The 25629-nt window shown below is 53.4% G+C and carries 23 protein-coding genes and 3 pseudogenes; 11 read left to right on the forward strand and 15 right to left on the reverse strand.

Annotation, left to right across the window (positions count from 1 at the left end; all coding sequences use genetic code 11):
* Positions 1 to 207 precede the first annotated feature (207 nt).
* The 3 genes from recA to mltB all read right to left on the reverse strand — a co-directional run bounded on the left by recA (position 208) and on the right by mltB (position 3076).
* On the reverse strand, positions 208 to 1269 hold the full coding sequence (gene recA / locus ACUU1M_RS02155; protein ID WP_000963143.1) for a recombinase RecA: 1062 nt from the start codon (positions 1267 to 1269) through the stop codon (positions 208 to 210).
* A gap of 79 nt (positions 1270 to 1348) precedes the next feature.
* On the reverse strand, positions 1349 to 1846 hold the full coding sequence (gene pncC, locus ACUU1M_RS02160) for a nicotinamide-nucleotide amidase (protein ID WP_000132231.1): 498 nt from the start codon (positions 1844 to 1846) through the stop codon (positions 1349 to 1351).
* Between the two features lie 144 nt (positions 1847 to 1990).
* Complete coding sequence (mltB, locus tag ACUU1M_RS02165; protein ID WP_005051417.1) at positions 1991 to 3076, reverse strand: lytic murein transglycosylase B; 1086 nt, start codon at positions 3074 to 3076, stop codon at positions 1991 to 1993.
* A 255-nt stretch (positions 3077 to 3331) separates the two neighbouring features.
* Between mltB and srlA the strand changes: the two genes are divergently transcribed.
* The 7 genes from srlA (at position 3332) to gutQ (ending at position 8278) form a co-directional block, all read left to right on the forward strand.
* Positions 3332 to 3895: a PTS glucitol/sorbitol transporter subunit IIC gene (gene srlA / locus ACUU1M_RS02170; protein WP_000573317.1), complete on the forward strand. Its 564-nt coding sequence runs from the start codon at positions 3332 to 3334 to the stop codon at positions 3893 to 3895.
* A complete protein-coding gene (gene srlE / locus ACUU1M_RS02175) occupies positions 3892 to 4851 on the forward strand; it encodes a PTS glucitol/sorbitol transporter subunit IIB (RefSeq protein ID WP_000196940.1) in 960 nt (319 codons plus the stop codon). The genes srlA and srlE overlap by 4 nt, the downstream gene beginning before the upstream one ends.
* Positions 4852 to 4861: 10 nt before the next feature.
* Positions 4862 to 5233 carry a PTS glucitol/sorbitol transporter subunit IIA gene (gene srlB / locus ACUU1M_RS02180; RefSeq protein WP_000216201.1) on the forward strand — a complete coding sequence of 124 codons (372 nt, stop codon included), beginning with the start codon at positions 4862 to 4864 and terminating at the stop codon, positions 5231 to 5233.
* 3 nt (positions 5234 to 5236) lie between these two features.
* On the forward strand, positions 5237 to 6016 hold the full coding sequence (srlD, locus tag ACUU1M_RS02185; protein WP_001077342.1) for a sorbitol-6-phosphate dehydrogenase: 780 nt from the start codon (positions 5237 to 5239) through the stop codon (positions 6014 to 6016).
* A gap of 104 nt (positions 6017 to 6120) precedes the next feature.
* Positions 6121 to 6480 carry a transcriptional regulator GutM gene (gene gutM, locus ACUU1M_RS02190; RefSeq protein ID WP_000252904.1) on the forward strand — a complete coding sequence of 120 codons (360 nt, stop codon included), beginning with the start codon at positions 6121 to 6123 and terminating at the stop codon, positions 6478 to 6480.
* Between the two features lie 66 nt (positions 6481 to 6546).
* Positions 6547 to 7320, forward strand: coding sequence for a glucitol operon DNA-binding transcriptional repressor SrlR (gene srlR / locus ACUU1M_RS02195; RefSeq protein ID WP_000804550.1), 774 nt, complete (start codon positions 6547 to 6549; stop codon positions 7318 to 7320).
* On the forward strand, positions 7313 to 8278 hold the full coding sequence (gene gutQ, locus ACUU1M_RS02200) for an arabinose-5-phosphate isomerase GutQ (protein ID WP_001287417.1): 966 nt from the start codon (positions 7313 to 7315) through the stop codon (positions 8276 to 8278). Before srlR ends, gutQ begins: the two co-directional genes overlap by 8 nt.
* On the opposite strand, the pseudogene norR reads toward gutQ, so the two are convergent.
* A pseudogene (gene norR / locus ACUU1M_RS02205) lies at positions 8275 to 9789 on the reverse strand (nitric oxide reductase transcriptional regulator NorR). The gene gutQ and the pseudogene norR overlap by 4 nt on opposite strands.
* A 186-nt stretch (positions 9790 to 9975) precedes the next feature.
* On the opposite strand from norR, the gene norV reads away from it, so the two are divergent.
* Together norV and norW are read left to right on the forward strand one after the other, a co-directional pair.
* Entirely contained in the window at positions 9976 to 11415 is a 1440-nt protein-coding gene (norV, locus tag ACUU1M_RS02210; protein ID WP_000029622.1) for an anaerobic nitric oxide reductase flavorubredoxin, read from the forward strand.
* Positions 11412 to 12545 (forward strand): annotated as a pseudogene (norW, locus tag ACUU1M_RS02215) (NADH:flavorubredoxin reductase NorW). The gene norV and the pseudogene norW overlap by 4 nt, the downstream one beginning before the upstream one ends.
* A 127-nt stretch (positions 12546 to 12672) precedes the next feature.
* Here the strand turns inward: norW and hypF are convergent.
* The 3 genes from hypF to ascG all read right to left on the reverse strand — a co-directional run bounded on the left by hypF (position 12673) and on the right by ascG (position 16764).
* Positions 12673 to 14925: a carbamoyltransferase HypF gene (gene hypF / locus ACUU1M_RS02220; RefSeq protein WP_001107667.1), complete on the reverse strand. Its 2253-nt coding sequence runs from the start codon at positions 14923 to 14925 to the stop codon at positions 12673 to 12675.
* A 152-nt stretch (positions 14926 to 15077) separates the two neighbouring features.
* Complete coding sequence (hydN, locus tag ACUU1M_RS02225; RefSeq protein ID WP_001078777.1) at positions 15078 to 15605, reverse strand: electron transport protein HydN; 528 nt, start codon at positions 15603 to 15605, stop codon at positions 15078 to 15080.
* Positions 15606 to 15753: 148 nt separating this feature from the next.
* Complete coding sequence (ascG, locus tag ACUU1M_RS02230; RefSeq protein ID WP_024260799.1) at positions 15754 to 16764, reverse strand: DNA-binding transcriptional regulator AscG; 1011 nt, start codon at positions 16762 to 16764, stop codon at positions 15754 to 15756.
* A gap of 259 nt (positions 16765 to 17023) precedes the next feature.
* Between ascG and ascF the strand changes: the two genes are divergently transcribed.
* Both ascF and ascB read left to right on the forward strand, forming a co-directional pair.
* Positions 17024 to 18481, forward strand: coding sequence for a PTS cellobiose/arbutin/salicin transporter subunit IIBC (gene ascF, locus ACUU1M_RS02235; RefSeq protein ID WP_001107865.1), 1458 nt, complete (start codon positions 17024 to 17026; stop codon positions 18479 to 18481).
* Between the two features lie 8 nt (positions 18482 to 18489).
* Positions 18490 to 19913, forward strand: a pseudogene (gene ascB, locus ACUU1M_RS02240) (6-phospho-beta-glucosidase AscB).
* Positions 19914 to 20027: 114 nt separating this feature from the next.
* On the opposite strand, the gene ACUU1M_RS02245 reads toward ascB, so the two are convergent.
* From ACUU1M_RS02245 to hycE, 8 genes are all read right to left on the reverse strand, one after another.
* Positions 20028 to 20447, reverse strand: coding sequence for a helix-turn-helix domain-containing protein (locus ACUU1M_RS02245; RefSeq protein ID WP_000126296.1), 420 nt, complete (start codon positions 20445 to 20447; stop codon positions 20028 to 20030).
* Complete coding sequence (locus ACUU1M_RS02250) at positions 20444 to 20755, reverse strand: type II toxin-antitoxin system HigB family toxin (protein WP_000547563.1); 312 nt, start codon at positions 20753 to 20755, stop codon at positions 20444 to 20446. The genes ACUU1M_RS02245 and ACUU1M_RS02250 overlap by 4 nt, the downstream gene beginning before the upstream one ends.
* 172 nt (positions 20756 to 20927) lie before the next feature.
* Complete coding sequence (locus tag ACUU1M_RS02255) at positions 20928 to 21671, reverse strand: hypothetical protein (protein WP_005076621.1); 744 nt, start codon at positions 21669 to 21671, stop codon at positions 20928 to 20930.
* A 42-nt stretch (positions 21672 to 21713) separates the two neighbouring features.
* Positions 21714 to 22184 carry a hydrogenase maturation peptidase HycI gene (gene hycI / locus ACUU1M_RS02260; protein WP_000132961.1) on the reverse strand — a complete coding sequence of 157 codons (471 nt, stop codon included), beginning with the start codon at positions 22182 to 22184 and terminating at the stop codon, positions 21714 to 21716.
* A complete protein-coding gene (gene hycH, locus ACUU1M_RS02265) occupies positions 22177 to 22587 on the reverse strand; it encodes a formate hydrogenlyase assembly protein HycH (protein WP_001291916.1) in 411 nt (136 codons plus the stop codon). Before hycH ends, hycI begins: the two co-directional genes overlap by 8 nt.
* On the reverse strand, positions 22584 to 23351 hold the full coding sequence (gene hycG / locus ACUU1M_RS02270) for a formate hydrogenlyase subunit HycG (protein ID WP_152028858.1): 768 nt from the start codon (positions 23349 to 23351) through the stop codon (positions 22584 to 22586). The genes hycH and hycG overlap by 4 nt, the downstream gene beginning before the upstream one ends.
* The gene (gene hycF, locus ACUU1M_RS02275) at positions 23351 to 23893 is read right to left on the reverse strand and encodes a formate hydrogenlyase subunit HycF (protein WP_000955078.1); all 543 of its coding nucleotides are present in this window, start codon (positions 23891 to 23893) and stop codon (positions 23351 to 23353) included. The genes hycG and hycF overlap by 1 nt, the downstream gene beginning before the upstream one ends.
* Positions 23894 to 23902: 9 nt before the next feature.
* Positions 23903 to 25612 carry a formate hydrogenlyase subunit HycE gene (hycE, locus tag ACUU1M_RS02280; protein WP_152028857.1) on the reverse strand — a complete coding sequence of 570 codons (1710 nt, stop codon included), beginning with the start codon at positions 25610 to 25612 and terminating at the stop codon, positions 23903 to 23905.
* Positions 25613 to 25629 lie beyond the last annotated feature (17 nt).

Below are 25629 nucleotides of genomic sequence, written 5' to 3' on the forward strand. Positions count from 1 at the left end.
GCAGATGCGACCCAGGTTTTGCTGATAAACAGATTTAATAGTCAATGAGTATGCAGAATGTTCCCGCAGGCCCAATTCGTTAGAGGATCGAGGTGAGAGTAATTTTTCACGCCAGTGCTGGCCTGTTCCCCTCACCCTAACCCTCTCCCCAAAGGGGCGAGGGGACCGTCCGTGCACACATTATCTATTATCATCAATAACGAACGATTAAAAATCTTCGTTAGTTTCTGCTACGCCTTCGCTGTCATCTACAGAGAAATCCGGCGTTGAGTTCGGGTTGCTCAGCAGCAACTCACGTACTTTCTTCTCGATCTCTTTCGCGGTTTCCGGGTTATCTTTCAGCCAGGCAGTTGCATTCGCTTTACCCTGACCGATCTTCTCACCTTTGTAGCTGTACCACGCGCCTGCTTTCTCGATCAGCTTCTCTTTTACGCCCAGGTCAACCAGTTCGCCGTAGAAGTTGATACCTTCGCCGTAGAGGATCTGAAATTCAGCCTGTTTAAACGGTGCAGCGATTTTGTTCTTCACCACTTTCACGCGGGTTTCGCTACCCACCACGTTTTCGCCCTCTTTCACCGCGCCGATACGACGGATGTCGAGACGAACAGAGGCGTAGAATTTCAGCGCGTTACCACCGGTAGTGGTTTCCGGGTTACCGAACATCACACCAATTTTCATACGGATCTGGTTGATGAAGATCAGCAGCGTGTTGGACTGCTTCAGGTTACCCGCCAACTTACGCATCGCCTGGCTCATCATACGTGCCGCAAGGCCCATGTGAGAGTCGCCGATTTCGCCTTCGATTTCCGCTTTCGGCGTCAGTGCCGCCACGGAGTCAACGACGATAACGTCTACTGCGCCAGAACGCGCCAGGGCGTCACAGATTTCCAGTGCCTGCTCGCCGGTGTCCGGCTGGGAGCACAGCAGGTTATCGATATCGACGCCCAGTTTACGTGCGTAGATTGGGTCCAGCGCGTGTTCAGCATCGATAAACGCACAGGTTTTACCTTCACGCTGAGCTGCGGCGATCACCTGCAGCGTCAGCGTGGTTTTACCGGAAGATTCCGGTCCGTAGATTTCGACGATACGGCCCATCGGCAGACCACCTGCCCCAAGCGCGATATCCAGTGAAAGCGAACCGGTAGAGATGGTTTCCACATCCATGGAACGGTCTTCACCCAGGCGCATGATGGAGCCTTTACCAAATTGTTTCTCAATCTGGCCCAGTGCTGCCGCCAACGCTTTCTGTTTGTTTTCGTCGATAGCCATTTTTACTCCTGTCATGCCGGGTAATACCGGATAGTCAATATGTTCTGTTGAAACAATTATACTGTATGCTCATACAGTATCAAGTGTTTTGTAGAAATTGTTGCCACAAGGTCTGCAATGCATACGCAGTAGCCTGACGACGCACCGCATCACGGTCGCCGCTGAAGCATTCCCGCCGGGTAATGCCTTCACCGCGGGCAGTGGCAAAAGCAAACCAGACGGTGCCGACAGGCTTCTCTTCACTGCCGCCATCCGGCCCGGCGATACCACTAATAGACACGGCATAATCAGCACGAGCCGCTTTCAGTGCACCTATCGCCATTTCCACCACGACGGGTTCACTCACCGCGCCATGCTGCGCCAGCGTCTCTTCGCGTACGCCGATCATCTGCGCTTTGGCTTCGTTACTGTAGGTGACAAATCCGCGTTCAAACCAGGCGGAGCTACCGGCAATATCGGTAATCACTTTCGCTACCCAACCACCGGTACAAGACTCGGCAGTTGTTACGGTTGCGCCACGGGCTTTCAGCGCCTGCCCAACCTGTTCGCTTAACTGCATCAGTTCACTGTCAGTCATCACAACCTCTGTCAGTCAAAAATTTATGCCGGACAAGATAGCACTTTCGTCAGGAAGATGGTGTTGGCGTTGCAATTTTACGAGGAGGATTCAGAAAAAAGCTGATTAGCCAGAGGGAAGCTCACGCCCCCCTCTTGTAAATAGCTACTGTACTCGCGCCAGCGCCACGGCTTGTCCTAACTGCCAGACCGCCATTGCGTAATGGGTGCTGTGGTTGTAACGGGTGATGGTGTAGAAGTTCGGCAGACCGTACCAGTACTGGTAGCCGGTGCCAACATCCAGACGCAGCAGGCTGGCTTGTTGATGGTTGCCCAGCGGCTGCTGTGGCGTTAAACCTGCGGCGGCAAGCTGCGAAATGCTGTACTTAGTTTTGAAACCATTTGGCAAGCCTGGAGCCTGACCGTTTGCCATTATCGCGACCTGATCGCCTTTCACCCAGCCGTGCGCTTTGAAATAGTTCGCCACGCTACCGATCGCATCAACCGGATCCCACAGGTTGATATGCCCGTCGCCGCTGAAATCTACCGCATATTGTTTGTAAGACGACGGCATAAACTGTCCGTAGCCCATCGCCCCGGCAAAGGAACCTTTCAGATTGAGCGGATCGTCCTGCTCGTCGCGCGCCATCAGCAGGAAGGTTTCCAGCTCGCCAGAGAAATACTCCGCGCGGCGTGGGTAGTTAAATGACAGCGTTGCCAGCGCATCGAGGATGCGAGTTTTCCCCATCACGCGCCCCCAGCGGGTTTCAACGCCGATAATCCCGACGATAATTTCCGGCGGTACGCCATACACCTGCCACGCGCGATTCAACGCATCTTCATACTGATTCCAGAAAACCACACCGTTCTGCACGTTGTCCGGCGTAATAAATTTTTTGCGATAACGCAGCCATGCGCCGTTCGGACCTGATGGCGGTTTCACCGATGTGGTTGGTGCCTGGTTATCCATCAGCCGCAGTACCGAATCCAGACGCTTCGCCTGGGAGAGAATTTCCTGCAACTGCTGACGATCGAAACCGTGTTTGTTCACCATTTTGTCGATGAACTGCTGGGCATTCGGGTTATTAGCGAAATCGCCGCCCATCTGCATCACATTGTGCTGCGGCTCAAGCAGGAAGCCGCCAGACGGCGTTCCGGTGGTCGTTTCAGTCTCAGTAGGTTTTGGCTTGCTGCTACAGGCGGCAAGCAACACAAAAAGGGGAAGCAATGTTACATAACGACGCTTGAACATGAGGGGTCCATTTAACAGATTCAACCAAGGGCAAGTATGGTAAAGCATCACGCCCCGCACAAGGAAGCGGTAGTCACTGCCCGATACGGACTTTACATAACTCAACTCATTCCCCTCGCTATACTTTTATTCAAACTTTCAAATTAAAATATTTATCTTTCATTTTGCGATCAAAATAACACTTTTAAACCTTTCAATCTGATTAGATTAGGTTGCCGTTTGGTAATAAAACAATAAATCCTGAAGGAGAGAACAATGATAGAAACCATTACTCATGGTGCAGAGTGGTTTATCGGGCTGTTCCAAAAGGGCGGAGAGGTGTTTACCGGGATGGTGACCGGCATTCTTCCGCTGTTGATTAGTCTGCTGGTTATCATGAACGCACTGATTAATTTTATCGGTCAGCATCGTATTGAACGTTTTGCTCAACGTTGCGCCGGTAACCCTGTTTCCCGTTACCTACTGTTACCGTGCATTGGCACGTTTGTCTTTTGCAATCCGATGACCTTAAGCCTGGGTCGCTTTATGCCGGAAAAGTACAAACCCAGCTACTACGCGGCGGCCTCTTATAGCTGCCACTCAATGAATGGCCTCTTCCCCCATATCAACCCTGGCGAACTGTTTGTTTATCTTGGCATTGCCAGCGGTCTGACAACGCTGAACCTGCCACTTGGCCCACTGGCGGTGATTTATCTGCTGGTTGGTCTGGTCACCAATTTCTTCCGCGGCTGGGTGACCGATCTGACCACCGCCATTTTTGAGAAAAAGATGGGCATTCAACTTGAACAAAAAGTTCACCTGGCAGGAGCAACATCATGACGCGTATTCGGATCGAAAAAGGAACGGGTGGCTGGGGCGGCCCGCTTGAGCTGGAAGCCACGCCGGGCAAAAAAATCGTCTATATCACCGCCGGTACCCGGCCTGCGATTGTTGACAAACTGGCACAACTTACTGGCTGGCAGGCTATTGACGGATTTAAAGAAGGTGAATCCGCGGAGGCGGAAATTGGTGTCGCGGTAATCGACTGTGGCGGCACATTACGCTGCGGCATCTATCCGAAACGACGTATTCCCACCATTAATATCCACTCGACGGGCAAGTCCGGTCCGCTGGCGCAGTACATTGTGGAAGATATTTATGTCTCTGGCGTAAAAGAAGAAAACATCACTGTAGTGGGTGATGCGACACCACAACCCTCTTCCGTGGGCCGTGACTATGACACCAGTAAGAAAATCACCGAACAAAGCGATGGTTTACTGGCGAAGGTGGGAATGGGCATGGGGTCCGCCGTTGCCGTGTTGTTTCAGTCTGGTCGTGACACCATCGACACTGTATTAAAAACCATTCTGCCGTTTATGGCATTCGTCTCGGCGCTCATTGGCATCATTATGGCTTCTGGCCTTGGTGACTGGATTGCCCACGGTCTTGCTCCGCTGGCGAGCCATCCACTGGGTCTGGTCATGCTGGCGCTCATCTGCTCCTTCCCACTGCTTTCACCTTTCCTCGGCCCAGGCGCAGTTATCGCACAGGTTATCGGCGTATTGATTGGCGTGCAGATTGGTCTCGGCAATATTCCGCCGCATCTGGCTTTACCGGCACTGTTTGCCATCAACGCGCAGGCGGCCTGCGACTTCATCCCGGTCGGTTTGTCGCTGGCGGAAGCCCGTCAGGACACGGTTCGCGTCGGTGTCCCTTCTGTACTGGTGAGCCGCTTTTTAACCGGCGCGCCGACTGTACTGATCGCTTGGTTTGTCTCCGGTTTTATCTATCAATAGAGGCTGAAACATGACCGTTATTTATCAGACCACCATCACCCGTATCGGCGCGAGTGCCACTGACGCCCTCAGCGACCAGATGCTCATCACCTTTCGTGAAGGCGCGCCAGCGGACCTCGAAGAGTATTGCTTCATTCATTGCCACGGCGAGTTGAAAGGTGCACTCCATCCCGGTTTGCAATTTTCACTCGGGCAGCATCGCTATCCGGTGACCGCTGTTGGCAGCGTGGCGGAAGACAACCTTCGCGAACTGGGTCATGTCACCCTGCGCTTCGATGGTTTAAACGAAGCGGAATTTCCGGGCACTGTCCATGTGGCAGGCCCTGTACCCGACGATATCGCGCCGGGATCGGTTTTGAAGTTTGAATCTGTTAAGGAGTAAAAAATGAATCAGGTTGCCGTTGTCATCGGTGGTGGGCAAACCTTAGGCGCGTTCCTGTGCCACGGTCTGGCTGCCGAGGGGTATCGCGTCGCGGTTGTCGATATTCAGAGCGACAAAGCCGCAAATGTGGCACAAGAAATTAACGCCGAATATGGTGAAGGTATGGCGTACGGTTTTGGTGCTGACGCCACTAGCGAGCAAAGCGTTCTGGCGCTCTCTCGTGGGGTAGATGAAATCTTTGGTCGCGTGGATTTGCTGGTCTATAGCGCCGGAATAGCAAAAGCAGCCTTTATCAGCGACTTCCAGCTCGGCGATTTTGACCGTTCGCTACAAGTGAATCTGGTGGGTTATTTCCTGTGTGCCCGTGAATTTTCGCGTTTGATGATCCGCGACGGGATTCAGGGTCGCATTATTCAGATCAACTCGAAATCCGGCAAAGTGGGCAGCAAACACAACTCTGGCTACAGCGCAGCGAAATTTGGTGGCGTCGGGCTGACTCAATCACTGGCGCTGGATCTGGCGGAGTACGGCATTACGGTGCATTCACTGATGCTCGGTAACCTGCTGAAATCGCCGATGTTCCAGTCACTGTTGCCACAATACGCGACCAAGCTGGGTATCAAACCGGATCAAGTCGAGCAGTATTACATCGACAAAGTACCGCTCAAACGCGGCTGCGATTATCAAGATGTGCTGAATATGCTGCTGTTCTACGCCAGTCCTAAGGCGTCGTACTGCACCGGACAGTCGATCAATGTCACCGGCGGTCAGGTGATGTTCTGATCAACAGCGGAGATCCGTTAAGGATCTCCGTGAGACTATAGAATGCCTGATGCGCTACGCTCATCAGGCATACAGGACTTCCGCCACTACATTAAGGAAAAGTTATGGTATCCGCACTCATCACCGTCGCCGTTATCGCCTGGTGTGCGCAACTGGCCTTAGGCGGCTGGCAAATTTCTCGTTTTAACCGTGCCTTCGACACACTATGCCAGCAAGGACGGGTTGGCGTGGGCCGTTCCAGCGGGCGCTTTAAACCGCGGGTCGTGGTCGCCATCGCGCTGGACGATCAGCAGTGCATCGTCGACACCTTGTTTATGAAAGGACTGACTGTCTTCGCCCGACCGCAAAAAATTCCCGCAATTACCGGCATGCATGCGGGTGATTTACAGCCCGATGTGATCTTTCCCCATGATCCACTATCACAGAATGCTCTATCATTGGCGCTTAAACTGAAACGTGGATAATTTCGTTGTGAATGTTACTTGCTTGCGAAGTTATCATTTTGAAACCTAAATCAGGTAATCACGCCCATGAAACCTCGTCAGCGTCAGGCCGCCATTCTGGAGTATCTGCAAAAGCAGGGTAAATGCTCGGTTGAAGAATTGGCGCAATACTTTGACACCACAGGCACAACCATTCGCAAAGATCTGGTCATTCTGGAACATGCCGGAACCGTCATTCGTACTTATGGCGGAGTGGTGTTGAATAAAGAGGAATCCGATCCGCCTATCGATCATAAAACGCTCATCAACACCCACAAGAAAGAGCTGATTGCAGAAGCTGCCGTTAGTTTTATCCATGATGGCGATTCGATCATTCTTGATGCTGGCAGTACCGTTTTGCAGATGGTTCCCCTGCTCTCGCGCTTTAATAACATCACGGTGATGACCAACAGCCTGCATATCGTCAATGCGCTATCCGAACTGGATAACGAACAAACTATCCTGATGCCAGGCGGAACATTTCGCAAAAAATCGGCCTCATTTCACGGGCAACTGGCAGAGAATGCCTTCGAGCATTTCACCTTCGATAAATTGTTTATGGGCACCGACGGCATCGATCTCAATGCGGGCGTAACCACGTTCAACGAGGTTTATACCGTCAGTAAGGCAATGTGCAATGCCGCGCGCGAAGTGATTTTGATGGCGGACTCATCAAAGTTTGGCCGTAAAAGCCCCAACGTAGTTTGCAGTCTTGAAAGCGTCGATAAGCTAATTACCGACGCAGGTATCGATCCGGCGTTTCGTCAGGCGCTGGAAGAGAAAGGGATCGATGTGATCATAACCGGAGAGAGCAATGAGTGAAGCACTACTGAACGCGGGACGTCAGACGTTAATGCTGGAGTTGCAGGAAGCAAGCCGTTTACCGGAACGTCTGGGCGATGATTTTGTTCGCGCCGCCAATATCATCCTGCACTGCGAAGGCAAAGTGGTGGTTTCGGGAATTGGCAAATCGGGCCACATTGGTAAGAAAATCGCCGCAACACTTGCCAGTACCGGCACACCGGCTTTTTTTGTCCATCCGGCAGAAGCACTGCACGGCGATCTGGGGATGATTGAAAGCCGCGATGTGATGCTGTTTATCTCTTACTCCGGTGGCGCGAAGGAACTGGATCTGATTATTCCGCGTCTGGAAGATAAATCTATCGCGCTGCTGGCGATGACCGGCAAACCGACGTCACCGCTGGGCCTGGCGGCGAAAGCGGTGCTGGATATCTCCGTAGAACGCGAAGCCTGCCCGATGCACCTTGCGCCGACCTCCAGCACCGTCAATACCCTGATGATGGGTGACGCGCTGGCGATGGCGGTCATGCAGGCGCGCGGTTTTAATGAAGAAGATTTTGCCCGCTCCCACCCAGCTGGGGCACTGGGCGCTCGCTTGCTGAATAAAGTGCATCATCTGATGCGTCGTGATGACGCTATCCCACAGGTAGCGTTAACCGCCAGCGTGATGGATGCGATGCTGGAACTCAGCCGCACCGGTCTGGGGCTGGTGGCGGTATGTGACGCTCAACAACAGGTACAAGGCGTCTTTACCGACGGCGATTTACGTCGCTGGCTGGTAGGCGGCGGCGCACTCACCACGCCAGTTAATGAAGCGATGACGACAGGCGGCACCACATTACAGGCACAAAGTCGCGCCATCGACGCCAAAGAAGTTCTGATGAAACGCAAAATCACTGCCGCACCAGTGGTAGATGAAAACGGCAAACTCACCGGCGCAATTAACCTGCAGGATTTCTATCAGGCCGGGATTATTTAATCCTTCAATCCCAGACGTTTCGCCAGCCGATGCAGGTTGGCGACGTCAGTTTCCAGCATTCGCGCACAGGCTGCCCAGTTGTGATGATTTTGTGCCAGTGCCTGGCGAATAGTTTCACGCTGGAACGCTTCTGTCGCTTCACGCAGGTTTTACTTAACAACGGGCACCGCCGCCGCTTCTGGCGGCGGCAACGTCACCTCAGGAAAAGCAAAATGTTGCGCCTCAAGAATCACTTCATCGCCGTTGCGGGTGGCTCTCGCCAGCACTACCGCCCGATGAATAGCATGTTCCAGTTCGCGCACGTTTCCCGGAAAACTGTAGTGTTGCAGTAAATTTCGCGCCCCGGCACTTAATACCACGCGGGAGAGCCCCTGCCGCAAACGACACTGCTCGCAGAAATACCCCGCCAGCAGAATGACATCATCGCCCCGCTCACGCAGCGGCGGCACCGAAAGTGGAAACACGCTCAGGCGATGAAACAAATCGGCGCGGAATCGCCCTGCCAGCACCTCTTCGCGTAAGTCGCGGTTAGTCGCCGCCAGCACGCGCACATCGACCCGCAAACTACGGTCATCGCCAACGCGCTGAATATCGCCATACTGCAACACCCTCAGCAGCTTGGCCTGCAATGCCAACGACAACTCGCCGATCTCATCGAGAAACAGAGTACCGTTATCCGCCATTTCAAACTTCCCGCTGCGGTTACTGATAGCGCCAGTAAACGCTCCTTTCACATGCCCGAACAACTCACTTTCCGCCACACTTTCCGGCAGTGCGGCACAGTTGAGATAGACCAGCGGATTCACCGCCCGTGGCGAGGCTTCATGAATCGCTTTCGCCACCAGCTCCTTACCGGTTCCCGTCTCACCGCTGATCAGAACGTTGAGATCGGACGCCGCCACAATCTCAATCTCTTTTTTCAGTTGCGTCATGCCAGGGGACAAGCCAATCATCTGCGTCTGTTTCACCGCTTCAAACTGCGTGGCATCGCCTGGCAGCATATTCTGGCTTTCCAGTTGTTCAATCAGCAACGCATTGCTTAACGCTCCCGCCGCCAGCGCGGCAATCAGCCGTAACTCTTCGTCGCTGAAAACATCGAACTGATCGGGCTGCATCCCGTCGAGCGTCAGTGCGCCGATCAGGTTTTGTCCGACAAACAATGGCAGACCAACGCAGGCGTGAACCTTCAGACTCTCCTGCCCAGGAATCAAACCGTCATAGGGATCGGGCAATTCGCTGTCTGCGGGAAAGCGCACCACATCCCCGGCGCGGGCAATCGCTTCCAGCCGTGGATGCCCTTCCAGCGCAAAGCGTCTACCGAGTACATCCTTTGCCAGACCGTCGATGGCAAGCGGAATAAACTGCCGCGAATCGTAACGTAGCAACGCAGACGCATCGCACTCCAGCACCTGACGTAGCGTGGTGATCAGGCGCTGAAAACGATCCTGATGACCAATCCCACGCTGCAATTCGATGGCGATATTCGCCAGCACATCAACGGAAAAACTCATCTTTGCCTCACTGTCAATTTGACTATAGATATTGTCATATCGACCATTTGATTGATAGTCATTTTGACTACTCATTAATGAGCATAATTTTATTTATAGAGTAAAAACAATCAGATAAGAAACTGGCACGCAATCTGCAATTAGCAAGACATCTTTTTAGAACACGCTGAATAAATTGAGGTTGCTATGTCTATTGTGGTGAAAAATAACATTCATTGGGTGGGTCAACGTGACTGGGAAGTGCGTGATTTTCACGGCACGGAATATAAAACGCTGCGCGGCAGCAGCTACAACAGCTACCTCATCCGCGAAGAAAAAAACGTGCTGATCGACACCGTCGACCATAAATTCAGCCGCGAATTTGTGCAGAACCTGCGTAATGAAATCGATCTGGCGGATATCGATTACATCGTGATTAACCATGCAGAAGAGGACCACGCCGGGGCGCTGACCGAACTGATGGCGCAAATTCCCGATACGCCGATCTACTGTACTGCCAACGCTATCGACTCGATAAATGGTCATCACCATCATCCGGAGTGGAATTTTAATGTGGTGAAAACTGGCGACACGCTGGATATCGGCAACGGCAAACAGCTCATTTTTGTCGAAACACCAATGCTGCACTGGCCGGACAGCATGATGACTTACCTGACAGGCGACGCGGTGCTGTTCAGTAACGATGCTTTCGGTCAGCACTACTGCGACGAGCATCTGTTCAACGATGAAGTGGATCAGACGGAGCTTTTCGAGCAGTGCCAGCGTTACTACGCCAATATCCTGACGCCGTTCAGCCGCCTGGTAACGCCGAAAATTACCGAGATCCTAGGCTTTAACTTACCAGTCGATATGATAGCGACCTCCCACGGCGTGGTCTGGCGCGATAACCCGACGCAAATTGTCGAGCTGTACCTGAAGTGGGCCGCTGATTATCAGGAAGACAGAATCACCATTTTCTACGACACCATGTCGAATAACACCCGCATGATGGCTGACGCTATCGCCCAGGGAATTGCGGAAACCGACCCACGCGTGGCGGTGAAAATTTTCAACGTCGCCCGAAGCGATAAAAACGAAATCCTGACCAATGTCTTCCGCTCAAAAGGCGTGCTGGTCGGCACTTCGACGATGAATAACGTGATGATGCCGAAAATCGCCGGGCTGGTGGAGGAGATGACCGGATTACGCTTCCGTAACAAACGCGCCAGTGCTTTCGGATCTCACGGCTGGAGCGGCGGTGCGGTGGATCGCCTTTCCACGCGCCTGCAGGATGCGGGTTTCGAAATGTCGCTCAGCCTGAAAGCCAAATGGCGACCAGACCAGGACGCTCTGGAGTTATGCCGTGAACACGGTCGCGAAATCGCCCGTCAGTGGGCGCTCGCGCCGCTGCCGCAGAGCACGGTGAATACGGTAGTTAAAGAAGAAACCTCTGCCACGACGACGGCTGACCTCGGCCCACGAATGCAGTGCAGCGTCTGCCAGTGGATTTACGATCCGGCAAAAGGCGAGCCAATGCAGGACGTTGCGCCAGGAACGCCGTGGAGTGAAGTCCCGGATAACTTCCTCTGCCCGGAATGCTCCCTCGGCAAAGACGTCTTTGACGAACTGGCATCGGAGGCAAAATGAGCAACGGCATTGTGATCATCGGTTCGGGCTTCGCCGCCCGCCAACTGGTGAAAAATATTCGCAAACAGGACGCCACTATTCCATTAACCCTGATTGCCGCCGACAGCATAGATGAGTACAACAAACCCGACCTCAGCCATGTTATCAGTCAGGGGCAACGTGCCGACGACCTTACCCGCCAGACGGCGGGTGAATTTGCCGGGCAGTTTAATCTGCGCCTGTTTCCGCACACCTGGGTGACGGATATCGATGCCGAAGCCCATGTGGTGAAAAGCCAGAATAATCAGTGGCAATACGACAAGTTAGTGCTGGCAACCGGTGCCAGCGCCTTTGTCCCGCCTGTGCCTGGGCGTGAGTTAATGCTGACGTTAAATAGTCAGCAAGAGTATCGCGCCTGTGAAACGCAACTGCGGGATGCCCGACGCGTGTTGATTGTCGGCGGTGGTTTGATTGGTAGCGAACTGGCGATGGATTTTTGTCGTGCAGGCAAAGCGGTCACGCTAATCGACAACGCTGCCAGTATTCTGGCGTCATTAATGCCACCAGAAGTAAGCAGCCGCTTGCAGCATCGGTTGACGGAGATGGGCGTTCATCTGCTGTTGAAATCTCAGTTGCAGGGGCTGTAAAAAACGGATTCTGGCATTCTGGCAACGCTGGACCACCAGCGTAGTATCGAAGTGGATGCGGTAATTGCCGCCACCGGACTGCGCCCGGAAACAGCCCTGGCACGACGCGCCGGGCTGACGATTAATCGCGGCGTTTGCGTCGATAGTTATCTGCAAACCAGTAATGCCGATATTTACGCGCTGGGCGATTGCGCGGAAATTAACGGTCAGGTATTGCCGTTCCTGCAGCCGATTCAACTTAGCGGGATGGTGCTGGCAAAAAATCTTCTCGGCAATAACACGCCGCTGAAACTACCGGCGATGCTGGTGAAAATCAAAACGCCGGAATTACCGCTGCATCTGGCAGGCGAAACCCAGCGTCAGGATTTACGCTGGCAGATTAATACCGAACGCCAGGGAATGGTGGCGCGCGGCGTTGACGATGCTGACCAGCTTCGCGCCTTTGTGGTCAGTGAGGATCGGATGAAAGAGGCATTTGTATTGTTGAAAACGTTGCCGGTGTAGGTGGGCTACTGTGCCTAAAATGTCGGATGCGACGCTGGCGCGTCTTATCCGACCTACGGGGACGCATGTGTAGGCCGGATAAGGCATTTACGCCGTATCCGGCAAGGGTGTCCAAATGCAACACGCTTTATCCGTTCTGGACTTCACCCGCTAACCAACGCGCCGCAGCAATAACCCCCTGCCCCAGAGACAAACCGCCATCACCCGCCGGTAAACTCTGTGGAAAGAGCAATGTGAAATCAGCGAGATAATGCGCCAGACGTGCACGCAGCAAACGGTTATGAATAACCCCGCCGCTAAATACCAGCGTAGTGATACCACGCATCGTGGCCTGCTCACGCATCAACGCGGCAAAACCCTGCGCCAGCGCATCATGAAACGCCCACGAGCGTTGATTAACCGGTGCCTGCCAGTTCAGCCACTGCTGCCAGAAAGTGGCGAGATCCAGTTGATTGTCCACCCGCGGCATCGTCACCGGATGCGTCACTCCGTCGCATGAGGCTGCGAGCGCCTCCAGAGCACAAGCCGCTTCACCTTCATAACTTAACGTGGCTGGCGCACAGCCCAGTGCCGCCGCCACTGCATCGAACAACCGCCCACACGATGATGCCAGCGGCGCGTTAATTCCACGCTCAATGGCCCGCGCCAGTACGCTCCAGTTTTGCTGTTGCACACTTGCTGTTTCAGGGTAATTCTGCCACTCCGGCACAAAGCGCAGGCACTGCGCCAGCAGGTTTCGCCACGGCTGCTTCGCCGCCAAATCGCCACCCGGAAGCGCCACTGCAGGCAAGCCGCCCAGGTGCTCACATTCGCGATAGTTCACCCGCAGGCACTCGCCGCCCCACAAAGCGCCATTCTCCCCCATACCGATACCGTCGAGCGTCAAAGCAATGACATCACCGCCATCCAGCGGCCACTGATGCTCTGCCAGACACGCCGCTGCATGGGCATGATGATGCAGTACCGTTTGCGTCGGCAGATTCATTTCGCTCGCCCACTGGCTGGAGACATAGCCCGGATGCACATCATGCACAATGTATTGCGGAGTGAAATCGTAGATGTTTTGCATCAGGCGTAACGCTTCGCGCCACTGCATCTGGATGCCATCGTCACTTAAATCGCCCAGATGCTGACTCAACACCGCTTGTTCACCGCGCACCAGGCAGAAGGTATTTTTCAGATCCGCGCCAAGACACAGCACAGGCGGAACATTTTTAAAGCCCGGAGGCAAAACCAGCGCATCCGGCACATACCCCCGCGAACGGCGCAGCATTTCGCCGCTTTCGCGCACCACTGAATCATCCATCCGCTGCACGATGTCGCGGTTATGTAGCAAGAATCCGTCGGCAATGCCCTGCAAATCCGCCAGCGCCTGTTCGTTGCTGATAGCTGGTGGTTTACCGCTCAGGTTGCCGGAGGTCATCACCAGCGGGCATTGCAGTTCCTGTAACAGCAAATGCTGGAGCGGGTTCGCAGGCAACATCACCCCGACTTCGTTAAGGCCAAGGGCGATATCATCACAAAGCTCAGGTACGTATTTTTTATCCACCAGCACAATCGGCGCAGCGGGCGTGGTAAGCAACTGGCGCGCAGCGTCTGGTAAACTTTCTGCCACTGGCAACATGACTGCCAGCGGTTTCGCCGGGCGATGTTTGCGCTCCCGCAGTGTCGCCACCGCGTTACTGTTACGTGCATCGCAGGCAAGATGAAATCCGCCAATCCCTTTGATGGCGACAATGTTGCCCATTTTTAACTGTGCGATAGCTGCCTGTAATGCCGCCTCTTGTTCTGCATGTTCACCATGACTTACCCATTCAAGATGCGGGCCACACTCCGGGCAGGCCACCGGCTGGGCGTGGAAGCGACGATCGAGCGGGTCGCGGTACTCTTTGTCACAGGCCGGACATAGCGGAAACGCCGCCATCACGGTAAACGGGCGGTCGTAAGGCATCGCGCGAATAATGGTGAAACGCGGGCCGCAGTGGGTACAGTTGATAAACGGATAACGATAACGCCGCTCGCCTGGGGTATTCATTTCGGCAAGGCAAGCAGGGCAAGTGGCGGCATCCGGGACAATTTGCGTATTCATGGTGCCGCCGGTGCTCTGGCGGATGGTGAACTCGGTGGGCAGTTGTGACCAGATAAACGGCTCACGCTCGACGCTATCAATACGCGCCAGTGGCGGACAGTGCTGATGCAATTGAACAAGAAACGTTTCCGGGTCTTCCAGCAGCCGGACTTCTACGCCATCGCCGTCATTACATACATCGCCGTGAAGATTTAATTGCTGTGCCAGCTGCCAGACAAACGGACGAAAACCGACGCCCTGCACTTTGCCACGAATACGCAGTTGGACACCGCAAGATGTGTTTTTTGCCATTGAGTTATTCCCGCCATCATGAATTGCGTAACCCGCCCTGCCGGACACGACAGCGTCGTATCCGGCAGTCTCAGGTCGGTGATACCGCCCGCTCCGTATTCTACGAATATTTCCGGGAATTCCTTTGATGCCAGAACAGTTCTGTAAGATTTTTAGAACATCAGCGCCGTACGGCGGCGTTTTTCTGCGCTCAGTTGTTCAAGTTTATTACGATCGACACAAATCAGCGCATGGGTCGGGCAAGCCGCCATACACGCCGGGCCGTCTTCACGATGGTTGCACAGGTCGCATTTATTGGCTTCGGCTTTGTCAGCCCGTACATTCAGACCCGCGCCGCTGTTGCGAATCACAGGACGTACCACCACTTCCATCGCGCCATACGGGCAAGCCACCACGCAGGTTTTGCAACCAATGCAACGTTCCTGCATCACATGAACAAACCCTTTATCACGGCTGATAGCACCATTCGGGCAGACGTTAGCGCACGGTGCATCTTCACACTGACGGCAAACTGTCGCCGTGGAAATGTTCACACCTTTAATGACATGGATACGCGGTAAAAATGTTTCCGGGGTCAGCGATGCACAGTCCTGATTTTCCTGATGAGAAACCACGCACGCCACTTCACAGGTACGGCAACCAATACATTTACTCGCGTCAGCAATGATGAAACGGTTCATCAAATTCTCCAGCAATGACAGTTAATGCGCCGATACACTCACAAATCATGCCAGTTTTTAATTTGCTGTTATTTAAGGAAATTAATTTCTGTAATGCAGGAAAAAAGATGTCATCGACACTAGTGACGATGACATGTGATGACAATGTTTATCGCGAAAGGGCAATGAGTGAGTCGCGGCGGATCAGTTTTCCGCTAAAGGTTTTCGGCGGTGAGAAATCCCCGCCATCGAGCATAAAAATCAGCCGTCCAATAATTTCCTGAATCATCTCAGTCACCGGAATTTTTACGCTGGAGAGCGCCGGAACGATATAGGGGGCAATTGCGATATCATCGAATCCGATAACTGACACCTGCTCTGGCACCGCTACGCCGCGCTCGTGCAACGCTTTGAGCGCACCTATCGCCATATCGTCGTTACTGGCAACTAACGCGCTAAATTTAGCCCCACGTTCGAGCAACGTTTCTACCCCTTCGGCCCCGCTGGCGGGCGTCCATTTACCGTTAGCGATAAGTTTTTCATTGAGCGCAATACCATGCTGCGACAGCGCGTCTTTATACCCGGCAAGACGTTCAATGCTGGTGGGGGAATCCATCGAGCCGGTAAGGAAAGCAATCTCCTGATGCCCGGCGTTTATCAACTCTGCCACGGCGTTAAAGCTGGTCTGTTTATGATCGCACCAGACGCTATGGCTGCTATTATTGCGCAGGCGGCGATTAAGCACCATTATCGGCTGACTGTGCGCGTCAATGATGTCATCAATCTCATCCACGCTTAAAAAACGCGGGTAAATCATAATGGCGTCGCAGCGCAAATCCAGCAGATACTGAATCGCCTGGCGCTCTTCTTCGGCGCTGTGTTTACCATCTGCCAATAGCAACTGTCGCCCTTTCTCTTCCGCCATTCGCGCGGCATGAAACAGTAATTCACTAAAATAAATGCCGTGATAAAGCGTGTTGGTCACTACCAGCCCCAGCGTCTGAGTACTCTTCGCCGACAGATTGCGGGCCAGCAAATTTGGGCGGTAACTGCTCTCTTCTACCGCCTGAAACACGCGATCTTTAGTCTCCTGGCTGACGTAGCCATTACCTGAAAGCACGCGGGAAACGGTCGCTTTTGAAACCCCGGCGCGCTTCGCCACTTCCAGCATCGTCGTCATCATTTTCATCCCTTTACACGCAATCAACGCAGTGTACTGCACCGTTTGCCGATTGTCCTTGCGCAATCGGCGGGAAAAATATTCAGGTGACCGGTTTCACAAATATAAAAAATGAACAATTAACTCTCTTGCTTATTTAGTGACAACTATTCATGATTTTGTGAAACCGGTTTCTTAATTCCGTTTCAGCATCGGCATTTTTCCGTCACGTCGACTGATAACAACTACATCTACCCTACTGATAACAGGATAAAATCCGATGGCCAAAAATTATGCGGCGCTGGCACGCTCGGTGATAGCGGCACTGGGCGGCGTTGATAACATCTCGGCAGTCACGCACTGTATGACGCGTTTGCGCTTTGTTATCAAAGATGACCAGCTTATCGACAGCCCGACGTTAAAAACCATCCCCGGCGTGCTCGGCGTGGTACGTAGTGACAACCAGTGTCAGGTAATTATCGGCAATACGGTTTCGCAGGCCTTTCAGGAAGTCGTCAGCCTGCTGCCGGGAGATATGCAGCCCGCACAGCCCGTGGGTAAACCCAAACTCACGCTGCGTCGCATTGGTGCGGGGATCCTCGATGCGCTGATCGGCACCATGTCACCGCTGATCCCGGCGATTATCGGCGGATCGATGGTCAAACTGCTGGCGATGATCCTCGAGATGAGCGGCGTGCTGACAAAAGGATCGCCGACCTTAACCATTCTGAATGTGATTGGTGACGGTGCTTTCTTCTTCCTGCCGCTAATGGTCGCGGCATCTGCCGCCATCAAATTTAAAACCAATATGTCGCTGGCGATTGCCATCGCGGGTGTGCTGGTACATCCGAGTTTTATTGAATTAATGGCGAAAGCGGCCCAGGGTGAACATGTCGAATTTGCCCTGATCCCGGTCACCGCGGTGAAATACACCTACACGGTGATCCCGGCGCTGGTGATGACCTGGTGCCTGTCATATATCGAACGCTGGGTGGATCGCATTACACCGGCGGTGACCAAAAACTTCCTCAAGCCAATGCTGATTGTGTTGATTGCCGCACCGCTGGCAATCCTGCTGATTGGCCCGATTGGTATCTGGATCGGTAGCGCCATTTCGGCGCTGGTTTACACCATTCATGGTTATCTGGGCTGGCTTTCAGTCGCCATTATGGGCGCGCTGTGGCCTCTGCTGGTAATGACCGGGATGCACCGCGTCTTTACGCCAACCATCATTCAGACCATTGCCGAAACCGGCAAAGAAGGAATGGTCATGCCATCAGAGATCGGCGCTAACCTGTCGCTGGGCGGTTCATCACTGGCGGTGCCGTGGAAAACGAAAAACCCGGAACTGCGCCAGACGGCGCTGGCTGCGGCGGCATCAGCCATTATGGCGGGGATTTCCGAACCGGCGTTATACGGCGTGGCGATCCGCCTGAAACGTCCGCTTATCGCCAGTCTTATCAGCGGTTTTATTTGCGGCGCGGTTGCCGGTATGGCGGGGCTTGCCAGCCACTCAATGGCAGCGCCGGGGCTATTTACCAGCGTGCAATTCTTCGATCCGGCGAATCCAATGAGCATCGTCTGGGTGTTCGCGGTCATGGCGCTGGCGGTGGTGCTGTCGTTTATCCTCACACTGTTGCTCGGCTTTGAGGATATTCCTGTTGAGGAAGCGGCTGCCCAGGCGCGAAAGCATCAGAGCGTACAACCGACCGTCGCCAAAGAAGTAAGTCTTAATTGAGGATGAAAATGTCAGTATTTCCAGAAGGTTTTTTATGGGCGGCGCGCTTGCCGCCAACCAGTCTGAAGGTGCGTTCCGTGAAGGCGGAAAAGGGCTGACCACCGTCGATATGATCCCACACGGCGAGCATCGAATGGCGGTGAAACTGGGGCTGGAAAAACGTTTTCAGTTGCGCGATGACGAGTTTTATCCCAGCCATGAGGCGACGGATTTTTATCATCGTTATAAAGAAGATATCGCCCTGATGGCAGAGATGGGATTCAAGGTTTTCCGTACCTCAATTGCCTGGAGCCGTCTCTTTCCGCAGGGCGATGAAATCACGCCCAATCAGCAGGGCATTGCTTTTTATCGTCCTGTCTTTGAAGAGTGTAAAAAGTACGGTATCGAACCGCTGGTCACGTTGTGCCACTTCGATGTGCCGATGCATCTGGTCACCGAATATGGCTCCTGGCGTAACCGCAAGCTGGTGGAGTTTTTCAGCCGCTACGCCAGAACCTGCTTTGAAGCATTTGATGGTTTGGTGAAATACTGGCTAACCTTCAATGAAATCAACATTATGTTGCATAGCCCGTTCTCCGGCGCGGGTCTGGTGTTTGAAGAAGGTGAAAATCAGGATCAGGTGAAATATCAGGCCGCGCATCACCAGCTGGTTGCCAGTGCGCTAGCCACCAAAATCGCCCATGAGGTTAACCCGCAAAATCAGGTGGGCTGTATGCTGGCGGGCGGTAACTTCTACCCTTACAGCTGCAAACCGGAAGATGTCTGGGCGGCGCTGGAGAAAGATCGGGAAAACCTGTTTTTTATCGATGTGCAGGCGCGTGGCGCGTATCCGGCTTACTCTGCCCGCGTATTTCGCGAAAAAGGGGTAACCATAGATAAAGCGCTGGGCGATGATGAGATCCTGAAAAACACCGTCGATTTTGTCTCTTTCAGCTATTACGCCTCGCGCTGCGCCTCGGCGGAGATGAACGCCAACAACAGCAGTGCGGCGAACGTGGTGAAATCGCTGCGTAACCCGTATCTGCAAGTGAGCGACTGGGGCTGGGGAATTGATCCACTCGGTCTGCGTATCACCACGAATATGATGTACGATCGTTATCAGAAGCCGCTGTTTCTGGTGGAAAACGGCCTCGGCGCAAAAGATGAACTTGCTGCCAATGGCGAGATTAACGATGACTATCGCATCAGCTATTTACGCGAACATATCCGCGCAATGGGCGAAGCGATTGCAGATGGCATTCCGCTGATGGGCTACACCACATGGGGCTGTATTGATTTAGTTTCCGCCTCTACGGGTGAAATGAGCAAACGCTACGGTTTTGTCTACGTAGACCGTGACGACGCAGGCAACGGCACGCTGACGCGCACACGTAAGAAATCGTTCTGGTGGTATAAAAAAGTGATTGCCAGTAATGGGGAAGATTTAGAGTAAGTAACAGTGCCGGATGCGGCGTGAACGCCTTATCCGGCCTACATAGTTCGTGCGACATGTAGGCCCGATAAGCGCAGCGCATCGGGCAATTTAGCATTTGGCATTAGTCAAAAATCAAAGAAACCATTCCGGCTTAACGCCAAATCGGGCTGAAAGTGCCTTAATGTGGGATATCGTCAGGGATCGTTGTCCAGACAAAATCTGACTGACCAGGGATTTAGAGCCGATTTCGTTCTTCAAATCCGCATAGGTCAGATTATGTTGATCAATCAGCGTGCGAAGTAACGCCACGCCAACAGGCATTGCCGCAACGGCTTTGTCGAACTCTGCAAACTCTTGGTTGTTGTTTTCATATTCTGCAATGCGGCTCGCCAGAAAGTCGATAAGTGGATTGGTGTCATCTTCTTCAATCAAATATTCGACCAGTTCCAGTGCTTCACGATAATCATCTTCTGAGTCACTACCTCCCAGAAAGGGGACTGCATTGACCAGTTCTCTTGTTGCTTTAACAGCGCGTGCAGCATTAGCAGTCATTCTTTGTTCTCTCTGTAGTAACGTGTCAGTTTGTCATACTCGGCGTGATTAGTTATGTGCTTCACAAAGAACCGCTTATTAACAAAGTTTATGTAGGCAATCACCCTTAGGTTGTTCCCACCTACATCCAGAACGTACCATTTGTTGCGATATTTAAAATTGTCGAGGTTGGGAAACGCCGTTCGCATCTCTTCTGGCGTAGAAAAATCCGTTTCCTTAATAACCCGATACAATGCCTGAAGAGCCAGAGCGTCGTTAGGATATTTACGCGCAGACTCTTCAAATGGCGCTTTAGAAATGATGTGCATTTTTAAGTTTTAACTTCCTTATAGTAAGTAAACAGCCACATCTGCGAGTTCTATCCTTATGTGTTCGGAAACTATAGCTCATCAAATCCAAGTTCACAATATGTAAACACTTGTGCGCGATATAATTACCCCCAAAATCCTCATAGCCACTCTGCAAAAAGTCAGTTCTGGTTCACCCCTCAAGCACATCCCCCTTTATCAAGCAACGCTGCGTCTGCGCCAGATCTTCCGTTTGCGGGTCGCGCCCGGCGATGGGTTTGAGGACGAGTTTACGGTTGGGGGTATAAGTAAAACGCGTGAGCGCGGGATAGCTTAACTTGTCAAACCAGCCGTGAACACGCTGCCATTTGGCGTCTTTTACCTGATACAGACTGGTTATCCAGTAACCAGAATTAAACTGCATATCCAGCAATTGCGTGTGACCATTGCCTTGCAAATCCAGCAAATCATCTACGCCAGTTTTGCTTGCGGTGTAGAATCCCTTGGGTTCAAAGACACAGGGACGGCCTTCGCGCGTGAACGTCATAAGAATTAAATGTGCATAAGGAGCCAGACCATTACCGGTACTTGGTAACCAGATAACCAGATCCTGAATGCCGTTACGATCAAGATCGGCGCGATAGAGTTGCCCTTTGCCCGCTATGTTTGCCAGCATACCCACAGGCACAGTCCAGGATTTACCGGCGCGGTCTTTAGCGGTTAATTGCCAGTAATCTTCTTCATTTGGCATCTTCTCAAGCGTCACGCCAGCAACGCCCACTTTCCTAAAATGCCAGGTTTGCTCGGCATCATAAGGCATGGTCAGGAGAGGTTTCAGCGCCCGCTTTTGCGCGTATTCGCTGTCACTCATTGGTAGATATTCGGTAAAGCTGGTGGCCTGTGCAGGCAGCACTAAGCTCAATAAAAAAGCGCACATCCCTGTTCTGATGTTCAATTCCCTGAATTCCCTGATGGAGAATTATTCTTCTTCCACCGCTAACTGCGCAAATCCACCATTTCCTTCCCAACCTTCCAGTCGTTGATAAACGGTTTCTACCGCATCTTTAATCGGCTGGGTCATCGGGTAGTAAAAGCCGACGATATCCGGCTGAATGCCGAGGAAAATCACTTCACCAATGTCTTCTTTTAACTGGTCGATAAGGTAATTCAACGGCATGTTATGGGTAGTCATCATAAACATCTCGGCGATATCATCCGGGTCGATGATGCGGATTTCGCCGGGGTTTAGCCCCATATCCGTGGCGTCGACAATCAGCAGTCGTGTCGGGCGCAGTTCACGGATGGCGACGATGTCGTTTTCCGGTGCACTACCGCCGTCAATCACCACCCAGTTACCTTTCGGCGCGGCGGCGCACTTTTCCGCCAGCAGCGGGCCAGCGCCATCATCGCCCATCATGCTATTGCCAACACAGAGTAAAACGTCAGTCACGCAGTCTCCTCACCATCAAATAGATGGCGTTTTCCTGATGAATATCATGCAGCATACTTAACAGCATTGTACTCCATTCCTGCTGCTGCGAAGTTTGCGCTGCCCGGGCTTTATCGAATGCGTTGGCCAGCATCGGCACATGGTTAATGTCGATGACGATCTCGCCATATTTCGGTACGCCTTCCATTTTGTGGCGGGCTTCGCTGCCCGCCTCCAGAGTGGCAATCCATGCCAGATATTCATCCCATGGGCAGGTGAGCGCCGCTTCCAGGCAATCGATAACCCCAAGGTGGTGACCAATCGCCAGGCTGTAATAGACCACCTGCTGCGCCTCGGCGGGCGTGGCATCGTTCTCATCAATAAATTTACGGCTCAGTTGACTGAACACCACCTTTTCACTCATCGGATACGCGCCTCTTCAACAACATGATTCAGATGGCTGACAATCTCGTTCAGACGCGGATCGTTTTCCGCTTCCAGCCAGCGTGCAACCTGTTCTTCGCCCTGCCCTAACTGTGTAAGGTAATCATCGGCAATCTGACGACCGTAACGATAACCCGCCAGGCGACGTGCTTCGCGATCCACTTTCACGCGCAGCGGCTGCACCATATCGCCATGCAGGATCTCCGCCGGTTGTTCATCCAGTTCACCCGGCCCACGGGCGTGAATTTTTTGCTCCAGCAGGCCGAGCGCCATTGCAAAGCCGTACAGCGTGGCGGCAGGCGTTGGCGGGCAGCCAGGGATATAAACATCCACAGGGACAATTTTATCCGTACCGCCCCACACGCAGTAGAGATCGTGGAAGATCCCGCCGCTGTTACCGCAGGCACCGTATGAGATACAGATTTTCGGGTCCGGCGCGGACTGCCACGCACGCAGCGCAGGGGATCGCATTGCACGGGTGACCGCGCCGGTAAACAGTAAAATATCCGCATGACGCGGTGAAGGAACGACTTTAATGCCGAAGCGTTCTGCATCGAACAGCGGAGAAAGCGTGGCGAAAATTTCGATTTCGCAGCCGTTGCAGCCGCCGCAGTCCACGCGGTAAACATAGGCAGAACGTTTGATTTTTTTCAGTAACGACGCCTTCATGCTGGCGATGGATTCATCCACCGTCATCGGGATCGGAATGCCGTTGGCGTCACGGGGGCCTAATAAATTGCTCATCAGATGGCCTCTTTCATATGGCGAGTCAGTTCAATACGGTCGGACGGCACCAGGCATTTCTGGCGCTTACATTCCGGGCAAGTCTCAAAGCTTTCGCGGTGGTTTTCCGCGCGGCTGTCACCATTGTGCTTAAGCAGCGCAATGGCGTAGTCGATCTCTTTCTGTACGGCGAAAGGACGATTGCAGACGCGGCAGTTGCACAGCGCGAAGCGGGACTGTTGCAGGAAGTCTTCTTTCTTCCACACCGCCAGTTCGAACTCTTGCGACAGTTTGATCGCCGCCGTCGGGCAAACTTCTTCGCAGCGTCCACAGAAGATGCAGCGCCCGAGATTAAACTCCCACGCCAGCTCTCCTGTGGGGAGGTCAGTTTCAACCGTTAAGGCGTTTGACGGGCAGGCATTGACGCAAGCCGCGCAGCCGATGCACTGCTGCGGGTTCTGCTCTGGCTTACCACGGAAGTTTTTATCAACCGCAATCGGCTCCAGCGGATAAGACGAGGTCGCCGTGCCGGTTTTGATGACTTTTTTGATAAAGGTCAACATGGCGATTCCTTATTTCAGCGGCGAGTTTTTACGCTCAATGCTGTAACGCTCGAGTTCTTTGTACGGCACCACTTTGCTCTTCTTCTTACGCACATCGACTACGGTCATGCGGTCGGTACAGGAGTAGCAAGGGTCCAGGCTACCGATAATCAGCGGCGCATCGGAAACGGTATTGCCACGCAGCATGTAGCGCAGGGGCGGCCAGTTCGCGTAGGTCGCGGCACGGCAGCGCCAGCGGTACAGCTTCTGGTTGTCGCCGGTCATGCTCCAGTGGATATCGTCGCCGCGCGGCGCTTCGGCAAAGCCCAGCGCGAAACGGTGCGGAATGTAGGTAAAGCCTTCCACCATCAGCGGACCGCCCGGCAGGTTATCCAGACCGTAGTCGATCATATTCAGCGCGGTATAGACCTCGTTGATTCGCACTTTCAGACGGGAAATAACGTCGCAGCCCTGCTCGCTGTGGACTTCCATTGGCAGCAGGCCATAACCGACAAACGGGTGATCGGCGCGAGTATCGCGGGCGAGACCGCTGGCGCGAACCATCGGGCCAACGTTACTGAAATCGCGGGCGATTTCCGGGTCCAGACGACCAATGCCGACGGTGCGTTGTTCCATGTTCGGCGTACTCAGCAGCACATCCACCAGCTCCTGCACTTCACGACGCATTTGTTGCGCCAGCTGGCGGGTCTGGATCATGTCATCTTTCAGCAGATCGCGACGAATCCCGCCGATCAGGTTCAGGCCGTAGGTTTTACGCGCACCGGTAAGGATCTCTGCCATTTTCATGGAGGTTTCACGCACGCGGAAGAACTGCATAAAGCCGGAGTCGAAGCCGGTAAAGTGACAGGCGAGGCCGAGGTTGAGCAGATGCGAGTGCAGGCGTTCCACCTCCAGCAGAATGGCGCGGATCATCTGCGCGCGTTCTGGCACCTGAATACCCATCGCGTTTTCCACCGACGTGGTGTAGGCGGTGCTGTGGGCAAAGCCGCAGATCCCGCACACACGGTCAGAGAGGAAGGTCACTTCGTTATAACCCATGCGGGTTTCCGCCAGTTTTTCCATACCGCGATGGACGTAGAACAGACGGTAGTCGGCGTCGATAATGTTTTCGCCATCGACGAACAGACGGAAGTGACCCGGTTCGTCAGAAGTGACGTGCAGCGGACCAATCGGCACGACGTTGTTTTTCTTGTCGCCCAGTTCGTTGATGAACTCGTAGGTTTCAGCATCGGTAGTCGGTGCCGGACGCTGACGATAATCCATGCTGTCTTTACGCAGCGGATAAAGTTCATCCGGCCAGTCATCCGGCAGCACCAGACGACGTTCATCCGGCAGACCAACCGGAATCAAACCGTACATATCGCGCACTTCGCGCTCGCCCCACACCGCCGCCGGAACGCGCGGCGTCACGGACGGATACTCCGGTTTGTTGGCGTCAACTTCGACGCGAACCGTTACCCAACACTTGGTGCCCTTCTCCATCGACAGCACGTAATAAACGGCGTAATGACCATTCAGTTTGCGTTCGTCGTTACCAAACAGCACCGACAGCCAGCCACCCTGCTTGTAGTAGAGAAACTCCACCACTTCCGGCAGATAGTTCACCTTTACGGTGACAGTCAGCTGAGCTTTGGTCTGCCAGGCGTGGTCCAGCACGACGCCTGGAAATGCCTCATTCAGCGCGGCGAGATAATGTTGACCTAATTTTTCTTCAGACATGCTCAAACTCTCTTTAA

It is taken from the genome of Shigella sp. SIG6 (assembly GCF_053555815.1).

Coding starts and splice junctions, on each gene's coding strand:
- srlA (WP_000573317.1), top strand. CDS start 3,332: ATGATAGAAACCATTACTCATGGTGCAGAGTGGTTTATCGGGCTGTTC.
- recA (WP_000963143.1), bottom strand. CDS start 1,269: ATGGCTATCGACGAAAACAAACAGAAAGCGTTGGCGGCAGCACTGGGC.
- hypF (WP_001107667.1), bottom strand. CDS start 14,925: ATGGCAAAAAACACATCTTGCGGTGTCCAACTGCGTATTCGTGGCAAA.
- srlE (WP_000196940.1), top strand. CDS start 3,892: ATGACGCGTATTCGGATCGAAAAAGGAACGGGTGGCTGGGGCGGCCCG.
- srlR (WP_000804550.1), top strand. CDS start 6,547: ATGAAACCTCGTCAGCGTCAGGCCGCCATTCTGGAGTATCTGCAAAAG.
- hycH (WP_001291916.1), bottom strand. CDS start 22,587: ATGAGTGAAAAGGTGGTGTTCAGTCAACTGAGCCGTAAATTTATTGAT.
- pncC (WP_000132231.1), bottom strand. CDS start 1,846: ATGACTGACAGTGAACTGATGCAGTTAAGCGAACAGGTTGGGCAGGCG.
- srlD (WP_001077342.1), top strand. CDS start 5,237: ATGAATCAGGTTGCCGTTGTCATCGGTGGTGGGCAAACCTTAGGCGCG.
- srlB (WP_000216201.1), top strand. CDS start 4,862: ATGACCGTTATTTATCAGACCACCATCACCCGTATCGGCGCGAGTGCC.
- ascG (WP_024260799.1), bottom strand. CDS start 16,764: ATGACGACGATGCTGGAAGTGGCGAAGCGCGCCGGGGTTTCAAAAGCG.
- hycF (WP_000955078.1), bottom strand. CDS start 23,893: ATGTTGACCTTTATCAAAAAAGTCATCAAAACCGGCACGGCGACCTCG.
- ACUU1M_RS02255 (WP_005076621.1), bottom strand. CDS start 21,671: ATGTGCGCTTTTTTATTGAGCTTAGTGCTGCCTGCACAGGCCACCAGC.
- norV (WP_000029622.1), top strand. CDS start 9,976: ATGTCTATTGTGGTGAAAAATAACATTCATTGGGTGGGTCAACGTGAC.
- ACUU1M_RS02245 (WP_000126296.1), bottom strand. CDS start 20,447: ATGACTGCTAATGCTGCACGCGCTGTTAAAGCAACAAGAGAACTGGTC.
- ACUU1M_RS02250 (WP_000547563.1), bottom strand. CDS start 20,755: ATGCACATCATTTCTAAAGCGCCATTTGAAGAGTCTGCGCGTAAATAT.
- gutQ (WP_001287417.1), top strand. CDS start 7,313: ATGAGTGAAGCACTACTGAACGCGGGACGTCAGACGTTAATGCTGGAG.
- gutM (WP_000252904.1), top strand. CDS start 6,121: ATGGTATCCGCACTCATCACCGTCGCCGTTATCGCCTGGTGTGCGCAA.
- hycE (WP_152028857.1), bottom strand. CDS start 25,612: ATGTCTGAAGAAAAATTAGGTCAACATTATCTCGCCGCGCTGAATGAG.
- hydN (WP_001078777.1), bottom strand. CDS start 15,605: ATGAACCGTTTCATCATTGCTGACGCGAGTAAATGTATTGGTTGCCGT.
- ascF (WP_001107865.1), top strand. CDS start 17,024: ATGGCCAAAAATTATGCGGCGCTGGCACGCTCGGTGATAGCGGCACTG.
- hycG (WP_152028858.1), bottom strand. CDS start 23,351: ATGAGCAATTTATTAGGCCCCCGTGACGCCAACGGCATTCCGATCCCG.
- mltB (WP_005051417.1), bottom strand. CDS start 3,076: ATGTTCAAGCGTCGTTATGTAACATTGCTTCCCCTTTTTGTGTTGCTT.